Annotated in this window: 11 protein-coding genes; 8 read left to right on the forward strand and 3 right to left on the reverse strand. The window is 48.7% G+C overall.

Annotated features, from left to right (window positions below):
* The first annotated feature begins 72 nt into the window (after positions 1-72).
* From DESPCE1_RS0102250 to DESPCE1_RS0102270, 5 genes are all read left to right on the forward strand, one after another.
* On the forward strand, positions 73-1,653 hold the full coding sequence (locus DESPCE1_RS0102250) for an ABC transporter substrate-binding protein (RefSeq protein ID WP_014792413.1): 1,581 nt from the start codon (positions 73-75) through the stop codon (positions 1,651-1,653).
* Between the two features lie 107 nt (positions 1,654-1,760).
* Positions 1,761-2,768 (forward strand): ABC transporter permease, encoded by a 1,008-nt coding sequence (locus DESPCE1_RS0102255; RefSeq protein ID WP_019849309.1) that lies wholly within the window; start codon positions 1,761-1,763, stop codon positions 2,766-2,768.
* Between the two features lie 12 nt (positions 2,769-2,780).
* Positions 2,781-3,710, forward strand: coding sequence for an ABC transporter permease (locus DESPCE1_RS0102260; protein ID WP_014792415.1), 930 nt, complete (start codon positions 2,781-2,783; stop codon positions 3,708-3,710).
* A 13-nt stretch (positions 3,711-3,723) separates the two neighbouring features.
* Positions 3,724-4,710, forward strand: coding sequence for an ABC transporter ATP-binding protein (locus DESPCE1_RS0102265; RefSeq protein WP_019849310.1), 987 nt, complete (start codon positions 3,724-3,726; stop codon positions 4,708-4,710).
* Positions 4,707-5,669 carry an ABC transporter ATP-binding protein gene (locus DESPCE1_RS0102270; protein WP_014792417.1) on the forward strand — a complete coding sequence of 321 codons (963 nt, stop codon included), beginning with the start codon at positions 4,707-4,709 and terminating at the stop codon, positions 5,667-5,669. Before DESPCE1_RS0102265 ends, DESPCE1_RS0102270 begins: the two co-directional genes overlap by 4 nt.
* A gap of 114 nt (positions 5,670-5,783) precedes the next feature.
* Here the strand turns inward: DESPCE1_RS0102270 and DESPCE1_RS0102275 are convergent, their stop codons facing one another.
* The 3 genes from DESPCE1_RS0102275 to acs all read right to left on the reverse strand — a co-directional run bounded on the left by DESPCE1_RS0102275 (position 5,784) and on the right by acs (position 10,080).
* Positions 5,784-6,476: an RluA family pseudouridine synthase gene (locus DESPCE1_RS0102275; protein ID WP_019849311.1), complete on the reverse strand. Its 693-nt coding sequence runs from the start codon at positions 6,474-6,476 to the stop codon at positions 5,784-5,786.
* A 176-nt stretch (positions 6,477-6,652) separates the two neighbouring features.
* Positions 6,653-7,930: an OFA family MFS transporter gene (locus DESPCE1_RS0102280; RefSeq protein WP_019849312.1), complete on the reverse strand. Its 1,278-nt coding sequence runs from the start codon at positions 7,928-7,930 to the stop codon at positions 6,653-6,655.
* 218 nt (positions 7,931-8,148) lie between these two features.
* Positions 8,149-10,080, reverse strand: coding sequence for an acetate--CoA ligase (gene acs / locus DESPCE1_RS0102290; RefSeq protein WP_019849314.1), 1,932 nt, complete (start codon positions 10,078-10,080; stop codon positions 8,149-8,151).
* Positions 10,081-10,171: 91 nt separating this feature from the next.
* Here acs and DESPCE1_RS0102295 point away from each other — a divergent pair, with 91 nt between their 5' ends.
* The 3 genes from DESPCE1_RS0102295 to DESPCE1_RS0102305 all read left to right on the forward strand — a co-directional run bounded on the left by DESPCE1_RS0102295 (position 10,172) and on the right by DESPCE1_RS0102305 (position 12,939).
* Positions 10,172-10,429: a hypothetical protein gene (locus DESPCE1_RS0102295; RefSeq protein WP_019849315.1), complete on the forward strand. Its 258-nt coding sequence runs from the start codon at positions 10,172-10,174 to the stop codon at positions 10,427-10,429.
* Positions 10,402-11,190 carry a tRNA pseudouridine(38-40) synthase TruA gene (gene truA / locus DESPCE1_RS0102300; RefSeq protein ID WP_019849316.1) on the forward strand — a complete coding sequence of 263 codons (789 nt, stop codon included), beginning with the start codon at positions 10,402-10,404 and terminating at the stop codon, positions 11,188-11,190. Before DESPCE1_RS0102295 ends, truA begins: the two co-directional genes overlap by 28 nt.
* Before the next feature lie 207 nt (positions 11,191-11,397).
* Positions 11,398-12,939 carry a sensor domain-containing diguanylate cyclase gene (locus tag DESPCE1_RS0102305; RefSeq protein WP_041952634.1) on the forward strand — a complete coding sequence of 514 codons (1,542 nt, stop codon included), beginning with the start codon at positions 11,398-11,400 and terminating at the stop codon, positions 12,937-12,939.
* The last annotated feature ends 202 nt before the right edge of the window (positions 12,940-13,141 follow it).

Genomic DNA, 13,141 nt, shown 5'->3' on the forward strand with positions numbered 1-13,141 from the left:
ATTGACAGAATTCTATTGAGTGATAGAATAAAATAAGGTCAACTAATATATAACAAGAAGGGGAGAAAGAAGTTGAAAAAAGGAAAACGGTTTATCGCCCTTGCCCTCACGGCGCTTCTAGTCAGCGTTTCCATTGCTGGCTGCGGCGGAAGCAGTGCAAGTACCGGCGGCTCTGGTTCAGGAGAAAAAGTGGACAAAGCAAAGGAAACCCTAATCTATGCTCAGGGTGCTGAGCCAAGAGGACTCGACCCAGCCCTTGTCGATGATGGTGAATCGGCGAAGGTCATGATCAATATTTATGAGGGCCTCTTGCAGTACAACAAGGATTCAACAAAAGTTGAGCCTTCTTTGGCGAAAAGCTGGGATGTAAGTCCCGATGGTCTTGCTTACACTTTCTATCTTCAAGAGGGGGTCAAGTTCCATGACGGTACAGACTTCAATGCTGAAGCTGTAAAATTCAATATCGACCGTCAAATCCCACCCCAAGCCACTCCAGACATGGCTTATGGTTCTTTTGTTTATGGATCGGTTAAGAATGTAGAAGTTGTAGATACCTACACCGTTAAAATCAATTTGACTGATCCCAGCACTCCTTTCCTCAATAACCTGGCAATGGTTATGAGTGCTCCCATGGTTAGCCCCAAGGCCCTACAGGATAATAACAACAATGTGAACCAAGCCCCTGTAGGAACCGGTCCATACAAATTTGTGAGCTGGGCAAAAGATGAAAACATCGTTTTAGTTCGCAGTGATGAATATTGGGGCGATAAGGCATTGACCAAGAATGTCATTTTCAAATTCATTAAAGACAATTCTGCACGTGTGATTGCCTTAAATAACGGTGAAGCAGATATGATCGATGGAATTGATGCCACCGTCGTTGATCAGATCACCGGCGCAGGAAATAAGGTCTTCCAAGCTCCCGGGATGAATACCAATTACATGGCTTATAACACTTCAAGAGCACCTTTTAATGATGCTAAGGTCCGCAAGGCTATTTCTCAAGCCATTAATGTCCCGGAATTGGTCACTAGTCTCTATCAAGGCTATTCCGAGACCGCAACCTCCATTCTTCCTACCTTTATGGAAGGGTATGACCCAAGCATCGCTCAAGTTTCCTACGATCCTACGGCATCTGCAGAAGCTCTCAAGGCTGCCGGAGTAACAAAGGTTCATATCATCACCTATACCAATCCCAGACCTTATAATGCGGCTACCGGTCAGGCACTGGCTGAAGCAATTCAAGGTTATCTCTCCAAAGTCAATGTAACCGTTACCATCGATTCCTTTGACTGGACTACTTATAAAGAGAAAGTTAAAGCGGGAGATTATGATATTTGCTTCTATGGTTGGATCGGAGATAACGGGGACCCTGACAACTTTATGTATCTGTTGGCTCATGAAGACCCGACTATGAACGTAGCCCGTTACAATAATCCTGAATTTAACAACCTGATTAAAGAAGGAATTAAAGCTCCTGCAGGTGAAGGGCGCAATAAGATTTACACCGAGCTGGAGAAGATTGCGGCTGAAGACGCAGCATGGCTCCCCATTTCCCATGCTCAGACCCTTGCAGCGTACAGACCAAATGTCCAAAACTTCTTATATCACGTAACTGGTGTTACCCCGTTTGCCGGAGTATCCAAGCAATAAAAAGAGTAGGCTGCCGAGAACCGGTATCTTTACCGGTTCCCGGTTTTGCTTTTTCATAATAAGCAAAACCGGATTTTCTCTATCTTTAGAGCCGAAGGGTGTTGGAGATGCTAAAATATATCATTAAACGAATCTTAATGTTAATTCCAGTATTATTAGGGGTATCCATCATTGTATTCCTGATTATGCGTGTTTTCTCACCTGATCCTGCTCCCATTGTCTTAGGGCAGCATGCGACTCAGGAGACAGTGGATGTTTGGAGGCAGGCCAACGGTTTGAACGACCCCATTCCCCTTCAATATCTGAACTTTGTTGCAGGTGCCCTGCAAGGTAATTTAGGGACATCCTACTATACCAAGGCACCGGTCATTGAAGAAATTATGTCCCGTTTTCCGGCCACTATTGAATTGGCCTTATTTGCTATTATCATCGCCTCTGTGTTCGGAATTATTATTGGTATTATCTCCGCGGTGAAAAAGAATTCCTTGTTTGATAACGCGGGTATGTTCTTAGCCCTGGTGGGGGTATCCATGCCTATCTTTTGGCTGGGAATTTTGCTGATTATTCTTTTCTCCGGGACTCTCCATTGGCTTCCTTCCAGTGGAAGGATCGATCCTTTGCTGAGGCCTATGGATGTTACAGGGTTTTATCTTATCGACAGCCTGATTGCCGGAGATATGGAGGCCTTTATGGATGCCTTCCAGCATCTGATCTTGCCGGGTGTAGCTCTTGCCATGTATTCCATGGCTATCATTACCCGTATGACTCGTTCCAGCATGTTGGAGACCCTGCAGCAGGATTATATTCGCACAGCAAGAGCTAAAGGGGTGTCCGAAGGGAAGGTCATACGCAAACATGCTTTCCGCAATGGCCTGATACCGATCGTCACGGTTATCGGTCTCCAATTGGGGAGTCTGCTCGGGGGAGCCGTGCTGACAGAAACCGTCTTCTCCTGGCCGGGTATCGGTTCCTATACCGTAGCCTGCATCCTTAAGTCCGATTTTCCGGTGGTGCAGGGAGTTGTACTGCTCATTGCCACGGTTTTTGTACTGATGAATTTGCTGGTCGACGTGATCTATGCCTTTTTAGATCCACGTATTAAATATTCCAAGTAGGAGGTAGCTTGTATGAAGAACACTAATGTTTCAAGCTCAGATATCAATCTGCAGGCTGCTGAATACGTGGAAAAACCAGAATCGCAGCTGAAGGAAATGTGGGATACACTCAAGCAGAATAAGGCCGCAGTGGTCGGCTTATGTATCATCATCATGCTGGTTCTTATCTCTCTCGTGGTCTGGGTGAGCAATCTCCTGGGGATCCAGGTTTTGCCCTATGACCCTAACTATTCCGATATGTCCAAAAGCTTTATTCATCCTAATGCCGAGCATTGGTTCGGCACAGACCAGCTGGGCAGAGACCTGTTCAGCAGAGTTCTGGATGGGACGAAGATTTCTCTCTTTGTTGGAGTTGCGGCTGTTTCAATCTCTCTCACCGTCGGTGTTGTCCTGGGAGCCATCGCCGGCTATCGCGGTGGCAGGACGGATACCATCATCATGAGATTCATGGATATGATCCTGGCCATCCCCTCCATCTTGTTAGCCATTGCTTTTATGGCTGCTCTGGGTAAGGGCCTGGATAAAGCGGTCATAGCCATTGGACTTGTATCCATTCCGGAGTATGCCCGCATCGTCCGGGGCAGTATTCTTTCTATTAAAGAAAGTGACTATGTGCAGGCGGCCAAGGTGATTGGCAACAGGGACAGCCGTATCATCTTTAAACATATCCTGCCGAATATCGTATCCCTCATCGTCGTGCGGGCCACTTTGGGAATTTCCACGGCTGTGCTGGATACAGCAGCCCTTGGCTTTTTAGGTCTGGGTGTCCAACCGCCCTTTGCTGAGTGGGGAGATATGTTAGGAAGGGCAAGAGGTTTCATTTTTACCGCACCCTATACCTTGATTTTCCCGGGCATCGCCATCACGATTACCGTTTTGGCCTTTAATTTATTGGGCGACGGGCTTCGTGATGCTCTTGATCCAAAATCCAGAATAAAATAGGGGTATGAGTACGATGTTATTGGAAGTAAAAAACTTAAAAACGGAATTTAAACTGAAGCGCGGTACGGTGAGGGCCGTCGATGATATCAGTTTTTCTGTAGATAAAGGTGAAATTCTGGCTATTGTCGGGGAATCGGGCTCCGGTAAAAGCGTGACCTCCCTGTCCATTATGGGGCTTTTACAGAACCCCGGCAAAATTGCCGGCGGAGATATTCTGTTTGACTCTCAGAATCTAACCAGGATGAGCAAGAAGGAGCTTCAGGATATTCGGGGCAACAAAATCTCCATGATCTTTCAGGAACCCATGACCTCTTTGAATCCAGTCCAGCGGATTAAGGATCAGATTATGGAAAGTCTTATGATCCACAAAAAGATCAGCAAAAAAGAGGCTCTGGCCAGAACCATTGAGCTGCTGGACATGGTGGGCATACCCTCGGCGGCCCAACGAGCTGATGATTATCCCCACCAAATGAGCGGGGGAATGCGTCAGAGAGTCATGATCGCTATGGCCTTGTCCTGCGAGCCCCAGCTGTTGATCGCTGACGAACCGACTACGGCCCTTGATGTGACTATTCAGGCCCAGATTCTCGATCTGCTTTATCATATGCGGGAAAAATTCAATATGGCGGTCTTGCTGATCACCCATGACCTGGGTGTGGTTTCAGAAGCAGCGGACCGGGTCATCGTTATGTATTGCGGAAAAATCGTGGAGGAGGCTGAGGTTAAGGCCTTATTCAAAAAACCTCTCCACCCGTATACGGTGGGGCTGCTTAACTCGATCCCTCAGATCGATGATGACAGCGATGATCGCTTGTATATGATCAAGGGCATGGTTCCTAATCCTTTAAATATGCCTCCTGGATGCTCTTTTTCCGACCGCTGTGACCGGTCCATGGAACGCTGCACCAAGGAAGTTCCGGAACTTCTGGAGATCGACGGGCACAAGGTGCGCTGCTTTTTATACGAAGAGGCTAAGGAAGGGGGATTGGATGCCCAATGAGCGTCTTAATGGAAATTCAAAATCTCTCTAAGCACTTTCCTGTAGAAAGCAATTTTCTCGGCAAGCCCAGCAGTTTGCTGAAAGCTGTGGACGATGTCTCTTTTACCATTCATAAAGGAGAGGCTTTTGGCTTGGTAGGGGAGTCCGGTTGTGGAAAAACCACTCTGGGGAAAATTCTTGTCAACCTTTACAGTCCTACAAGTGGCAACATGATTTTTGAAGGCAAGGATCTCACCAAGCTTAAGGAAAATCAGCGTCGAGCCTATTGCAAGGATATTCAGATGATTTTCCAGGATCCTTACGCCTCCTTGAACCCTCGTATGACCGTAGGCGACATCATAGCCGAGCCTATTGTGATCAATAATTTATTGCCGGCAGATAAAGTGGAGGAACGTGTCACTTACCTTTTGAACTGTGTGGGGCTGGCCCAGCATCAAAGAAACCGCTACCCCCACGAATTTTCCGGAGGTCAGCGCCAGCGGGTAGGGATTGCCCGGGCTTTGGCCGTAGAGCCCAAGCTCATTGTCTGTGATGAACCGGTCTCAGCTTTGGATGTATCCATTCAAGCTCAGGTACTCAATCTTTTGGCTGATCTGAAGGATGAATTCGGGCTGACCTATCTCTTCATTGCCCATGGTTTGAACGTGGTGAAGCACATCAGCGACCGGGTCGGGGTCATGTATCTGGGAAAACTGGTGGAAATAGCTCCAAAGAAGGAGCTGTATGCCAATCCTTTACATCCCTATACCCAGGCTTTGCTTTCTGCTATTCCTATCATTGATCCGGAGAAAAAGAAGCAGCGGATTATTTTAGAGGGAGATGTGCCCAGCCCCATTAACCCTCCAGACGGCTGCCGCTTCTGTTCCCGTTGCTTTAAGGAAATGCCTGTATGCAAAGAAACCGCACCGGAGTTGAAAGAGATTTCTCCGGGGCATTGGGTGGCCTGCCGGCTGTTCTAACTCAATTGAAATAATTAACAAAACACCCCCGCATTTTTCGCGGGGGTGTCATTTTCAGCTGAATTCTGAGGGAAACATAGATGAATCTGTACAGCCATGGCACTATAGGTGATGTCAAATAATGTCCAACTGGGATTGAAACTGACTCCAGGGTTTATGTTTGAAGGGGGAGCTGTTGAATTTCATATTCTTTTTCGTGATGGGATGCAGGCAGGAAATTTCATATGACCAAAGGCCTATCTGTTGTCCTATGGTTTTAGGGTTCCGGCCATAACGTTGGTCACCATAGAGTGGATGCCCAAGGTGAGCAAATTGGACACGAATTTGATGGGGTCTGCCGGTACGCAATTTGACTTTGACCAGGCTGATATCGGCCTGCTGCCGGACAACATGATAATCAAGAATGGCTTCTTTTGCCCCCTTCATGTCTTTCCTGACCACGGATACCAGATTGCGCTTATCGTCTTTGAGCAGGTAGTGGACCAGGGTGCTTTGGTGCTTGGAGGGTTGGCCATGAATCAGAGCTAAGTAGGTTCTCGATAGTTCCTGTCTTTTGATTTGTTCGGAAAGTCTTGCCGCAGATTTAGAGGTCTTGGCAAAGAGCATAACCCCTCCTACCGGCCGATCTAAACGATGAACCAGTCCTAAATAGACATTGCCGGGTTTATTATAACGCATTTTAATATCCTGCTTGAGCAAGGTGAGCATATCCATATCCCCGGTACTATCTTTTTGGGACAGGATATTGGGTGGCTTATCAGCGACCAGTAAATGATTATCTTCATAGACAATTGGTATCGTAAACAACTTGCCAACTCCCTTCAAAACCTCATTTACTTTTCAGTTGATTACTACTTCTATTTTTAGAAGGATTTTCCTGCCCCGTTTTGTCGGAAGTGTGCAGTAGAGTATAAAAGAGGTAAGACCGTTGGCGAACCAACGGTCTTTTGTATAGGTCGAAATTGGGTATTGGCATGGAACAGCTACGCTTTTTCCAGTGCGAGGGGGCCGCTTTTTAAGAAGATGGTCAGGAAAGCTGCGACGAGACAGAGGGAGGCAGAGATCAAGTAAGCATAGAAATAACTGTTGGTCAGATCCACCACCGCTCCTGCCATCAGGGGACCGAAGACTCCGCCGACACCCCAGGCAGTAAAGACCAGGCCGTAATTGACACCACCGTTTTTGGTGCCGAAGAAGTCATAGGTGGCTGAGGGAAAAAGGGAAAGGAGGGAACCATAGCTTAAGCCGGTCATAATGGCTCCCAGGGCTATGAGAGCGGGGCTGCTGTAAAGGGTGAAAGCCAGCATATTAAGTCCCTGGAGGCTGAAAAAGATCCGCATGGTCCAGCTTCTGCCGATTCGGTCTGAGAGCCAACCGGCCAAGACACGGCCCCCGGCATTGAAGATGGCCAGCAAAGCGACCATGGCAAAACCCCAGGAGACCCCTGTCTGGAGCTTGGTGATGGTGGAGAGCTGCCCGATGATCATGAGACCTGCTGTAGCACCGGCAGCAAACATAACCCAAAGGAGATAGAAGCGGGAATCTTTAAGCATTTCCTGCCAGGTAAAATCTGCTTTTGCTGCAGGGGCGGAAGATGAGGGAGAGACATTGAGAGAGGTGGCGGCTTGAGGAGGTACGGAGGTTGAGGAAGCGGGGCCGGTTTGTCGGGAGGAAGGAGCAGCCGAGGGGGTGGGAGCGAGGGGAACCGCTAATACTTGGGAGAGGGCAACGATAGCAAAGAGGAAAATCAATCCCTCTATGCGGAAGGCACTTTTGACCCCAAAGTTGCCGATGAGGAAATTGGTCAGGGGAGCGATATAGAGGGAGGCCAGCCCGAAACCGGCTACGACGATTCCTGAGATCAGGCCTTTCTTTTGAGGAGGAAACCATTTTACAGCTGCCGGGGTTGCTGCCGAATACCCAAGGCCGATCCCAATTCCGGCGATGATTCCAAAGGTTAGGATAAGGATGAAGAGAGAATCCGTCAAGCTACTAAGGATCAGTCCTCCCCCGGCAAAGAGCCCTCCTACCGTAGCCACCCAGCGGGGACCGAAGCGGTCCTGGAGGCGGCCTCCGGGAACCATCATCAGGGCAAATACGGCACAGGCCACGGTATAGGGAAGAGAGGCAGCAGTTTTCGACCAAGCTAACTGCTCGGTCAAGGCAGCGGCGAAAACACTCCAGGTATAGAGAACTCCCAGGGCAAGGTTGATGCCTGTGCCGGCAAAGGTTACAGTCCACCCGCGTACATTCTTATTCATAATCTCTCTCCTTTCCTTTGGGGAACGTTGGGATTTGTCAGACTACTATGCAGCTAGATCTGAGTAAGATATTAGTACTTTATAAAATTATGACTGGGGCCATCTTTGACAGGATTCAGGAGTCAGGGCTCATGCAATTCAAGGTCACAGTGGTTAAAGAAAGGCCAGGGGAATCCCTGGCCTCATAGTAGTGAGGGACTCCTCACTATGGGGTTGACTTACTCCTGGTAATTGGCTTTAAGCGTATTGACTACAGAGGCATCGGCTAAGGTGGTGGTATCACCGATAGCACGTCCTTCGGCAATATCTCTTAAGAGGCGGCGCATGATTTTTCCGCTGCGGGTCTTGGGCAGTTCGGCAGTGAAGAAGATATCATCCGGCCGGGCCAATGCCCCGATCTTCTTGGCCACATGTTTCTTCAATTCGTCCTCCAGACCGGGGGTGATTTCGATGCCTTCCTTCAAGGTGACGAAGCAGGCCAGAGCTTGCCCTTTAACTTCATGGTTCTTGCCGATGACGGCGGCCTCGGCAACAGAGGGGTGATCCACTAAAGCGCTTTCCACTTCCATGGTGCCGATCCGGTGACCGGAGACGTTGATGACATCATCCACCCGGCCGAGAATCCAGAAATACCCGTCCTTATCCCACTTGGCTCCATCTCCGGGGAAGTAAACTCCCGGCCAGTTGCCAAAGTACGTCCGCTCGAAGCGTTCCGGATCTCCGTAGATATTGCGCAGCATAGAAGGCCAAGGCTCCCTAATGGCCAGGTAGCCGCCGCTTCCCTTAGGAACAGGATTGCCGCTGTTATCCACCACTTCGATCCGGACTCCTGGGAAAGGAACAGTGCAGGAACCGGGTTTTAGGGAGGTAATGCCTGGCAGAGGGGTCATCATAATCATGCCCGTTTCAGTCTGCCACCAGGTATCCACGATGGGGCACCGTTCTCCGCCGATGTATTTGTAGTACCACATCCAGGCCTCCGGATTGATGGGCTCGCCCACGGTACCCAATAAGCGCAAGCTGGATAAATCCCGGCTTTGCGGATATTGAGGGCCCCACTTCATAAAGGTTCGGATGGCAGTGGGTGCTGTATAGAGAATGGTGACTTTGTATTTTTCGACGATCTCCCAGAACCGATCCCGTTTGGGATAATCGGGGCTTCCCTCATAGAGAAGGACGGTGGCTCCATTAGCCAAAGGGCCGTAGACAATATAGGAATGACCGGTAATCCACCCCACATCGGCGGTGCACCAGTAAACATCCTCTTCCTTTAGATCAAAGACCCAGCGATGGGTAGTGGATACTCCCACCATATAGCCCCCAGTGGTATGGACTACTCCTTTGGGCTTACCTGTGGTGCCGCTGGTGTAGAGGATAAAGAGCATATCCTCTGCGTCCATGGGCTCCGCCGGACACACGGCCGAGGCTTCTTTCATTTCTTCATGATACCAAAGGTCCCGGCCTTCCTTCATTTGCACGGCTTGCTTGGTCCGCTGGATGACGAAGACATGTTCTACACAGTCCACGCCGTCCAAGGCTATATCGGTGTTATCTTTCAAGGGGATGGTATTGCCCCGTCTGAAGCTGCCATCGGAAGTAATCACGGCTTTAGCCTGAGCATCAATGACCCGGTCCCGCAGGGCCTCCGAGCTGAAGCCCCCGAAGACCACACTGTGAGGAGCCCCAATCCGGGCACAAGCCAGCATGGAAATCACGGCCTCCGGAATCATGGGGAGATAGATAGTGACCCGATCTCCTTTTTTCACCCCATTGGCCTTGAGAACATTGGCGAATTTAGAGACTTCACGATGGAGATCCTGATAGGTAAGGACTTGGCTATCCCCATTTTCTCCTTCAAAGATGATGGCGGCTTTGTTGCGATGCCAATCATGGAGATGGCGATCCAGACAGTTGGCGGAGGCATTGAGTTTCCCGCCGACAAACCACTGGGCAAAGGGTGGATTCCACTCCAGGGTTTTCTCCCAAGGGTTCAGCCAGGAGAGCTGTTTAGCCTGTTCTTCCCAAAAGCTGAGGCTCTTCCCTTGCTCATAGATTTCCGCGCTTTGAATGACCGCATTTTTGCGGAATTCCTCACCGGGGGCGAACTGTCTATCTTCTTCCAACAAAGCCTCAAGATTCTTTTCTTCCATAGTGATCCTCCTTCTCTCATACCATCCTCAATAGTTCGTAGGTTAAAATGTTTATTGCATTGTATCAAAGAGGGAAGAGGAAGAAAACGGAATGGGAATGAAAGGGCTGCTGGCCGGGATTAGAGGAGCTTTCCGGGAAGTTATCCGGGGCACAATGATTGAGACAAGAATTCCTTCGGAGGGCGAATGGTCGTTTTTCCTAGGGCAATGGGGGGGCGGGGGAACTTGGGGGGTCAACGGTGCCTTGACGGTGGTGAGCGGGAGTTTTAATATGAATAGGAAAGGCTATGCTATATTAAAGATAGAAAGGATAGCTCTCAGATGGATGACAAGAGGAATATTTGTCTAAAGGTTGCTTATGACGGGACTCATTACCATGGGTTTCAACGCCAACCGGAATTCCATGGTCCCACTATTCAGGGTACTTTGGAAACGGTGTGGGCTAAGCTGGTGGAGGAAGAAGTAACCCTCAATACAGCGGGCCGGACGGATACCGGCGTCCACGCGGCCGGTCAAGTGGTGAATTTTCGGACAGGCGCCCGGATTCCTGTGGATAAGATTCCCAAGGCCTTTAATAGTCTGCTTCCCCGGGATATCCGTATCCTGGCGGCTCAGGAAGTGGCCGAGGATTTTCATGCCCGTTTCTCTGCTAAGTGGAAACGTTATGACTATCAGATCGATAACCGTCCGGTAGCGGATGTCTTTACTCGGCTGTATTCTTTGCATGAGCCCGTTAAGCTGGATTGGCAAAGGATGCGGCAAGGGGCTCAATATTTGGTGGGACGGCATAATTTTAAAGCTTTTTCAGCGGCAGGGGGAACCAGCAAGACCTTTGAACGGACCCTTTATCTGTGCCAAGTGGCGGAGAATCAGGGAGATATCCGGATCACCTGCATCGGCGATGGATTCCTTTATAACATGGTTCGTATTATTGCCGGAACCCTGGTTTATGTGGGGAAAAAACGCATTCAACCGGAGGGGATTCCGGATATACTGACATCCCTTGACCGGACACGGGGGGGAGTCACGGCACCTCCCCAAGGGCTCACACTGAGCTATGTTCATTATGGGGAGGAATTGCCTGAGGATATTTTCCCTGAGTTATTTTAGGGCGAGGGATGGGGAAGGCCTGCACATTGGTATAAAAAAAGACAGTAACTCTTCAGAGGGGTTACTCGGAAAAGGGCAGTAGGCGGATAGCAGTGAAAAGGCTATTCGCCTATAGCTTTTAAAATGGTTTGGTGGGAGGCTGTTGGACAGGAGGGACTCCTTGGTTTACAATGAACTTGAATAACTTGAGCTTTTTTTCTCAGGGAAATGGAGAGTTGTGCTATTAATCGCAAATATACGTTAACCTCAATCCTAATCAGCAGTATTCTCTGTTTTGTAATGATCCTGTTTTATTTGTTTTCACTGGATAAAATCGGCCTTATTTACGTTGGGGAGACCCAAAAAACAGTATACAGCTTAAAGAAGAATTTTTTGGCTAATACCATTGATAATCTAATTTCGGTAATTGACCATAGGAGAGAAGCCAGAGCGAAATCCATGGAGAAGCTTGTGGGCAGAACGGCGGTTGCCATCGACCTCAAAATGGGCCTTGCCGATGCGGAATTCAATGATTTCCTGATCTCCTTTTTCAGGGATAATCCGGACTATAGCTTTATGTCCGTGATTTTGTGGGACATGGGGGAAAACGGGGCGATTTATGATTCTCAGAATCTGGCGGGTTCTACCTGGGAGGGCACCCTTAATGCCGTAGTCCCCGGTTTGTCTGCTTACACGATTCTGACTCATGGAGAGAGGAACATCCTTTTAGGTGTTAGCAAAACCTATGTGGAAGAGCTTGTTAAAGCGGAGATGGCGGATATCATCAGAAACTCAAGATTTGAAGACAATACCTACATCTGGGTCAATGAAATACTCAACTATGAAGGCGGACCTGATTATGCCATCCGGCGGGTTCACCCGAATCTGCCGGAAACCGAGGGTGCGTATCTCTCCACCGACATGACCGATATCCAAGGGAATCGGCCCTATTTGACTGAACTTGAGGGAGTAAAAAAAGATGGCGAGTTGTATTTCGAGTACTATTTTAAGGAACTGAACAGTGAAAAAGTGTCCCTGAAGCTGACCTATGCCAAACTGTATAAGGATTACAACTGGGTTATTGCCATGGGTGTTTATCAGAATGACATTCAAGCCTATATCGATCAGACTACTGAAAAAAGCCACATCCTCGCTTCCCGGCTTACCCTGCTCTTGGTGCTATTATTTGTAGTCATCCTTTTTGTCAGCTTTTCCCTGGTAGTGCTGATTGAGAAAATACGTTATGGGAAATCAAGAAAAATGCTGGAATCGGAGATGAACCAGGATTCCCTGACCAAGGCCGGCAACCGCAGGAGCGGGACTCATGATTTAAGCAGGGCATTTAAGGAGTATCAGGCCAGCGGTCGCAGCCCCGGGATTATGATCTTTGATTTTGATTATTTTAAGAACATCAATGATCAGTATGGTCATTCCGTGGGGGATCTGGCTTTGATCGAAGTTGTCAAGGCCATCAGCGGGATGATCCGAAGTTCCGATAAAATCATTCGCTGGGGCGGGGATGAGTTCGTGGTGATTTTTTACGGGCTCCAGGAAAAAAATGCCCTGGCCTTTGGGGAAAGAATCCTGGGCATGGTGTCCTCCCTGAAAATTCCTGTGGAGGGAGGGGAGGAGATCAGTCTCAGCCTGTCCATTGGGTTTTCCTTTTTTAAAGAGAACGATGGGGATTTCACCGACGTACTGAAGCGTGCCGATAAGGCTCTGTATTTATCTAAGTCAAAGGGGCGCAATCAGGTGCATTTGCTGCTTTAGCCAATGGATAAGATCTAAGTACCTTACGATGAACCGGTAAGGCGATGGGACACTAGAGGGCTGTGTTAAAACTTGATGGTGGTTTTATCACAGCCCCCCTTTCATCTGTACAATCATTAAAAACAGGCGGCCTTATCCCACTTTTGCAGCTGGATAAGGCCGTTCCTTATTGTCTGTCCCCATTTGAATTATAAGACTAAAT

It is taken from the genome of Desulfitobacterium sp. PCE1 (assembly GCF_000384015.1).
Classification (GTDB): domain Bacteria; phylum Bacillota; class Desulfitobacteriia; order Desulfitobacteriales; family Desulfitobacteriaceae; genus Desulfitobacterium; species Desulfitobacterium dehalogenans.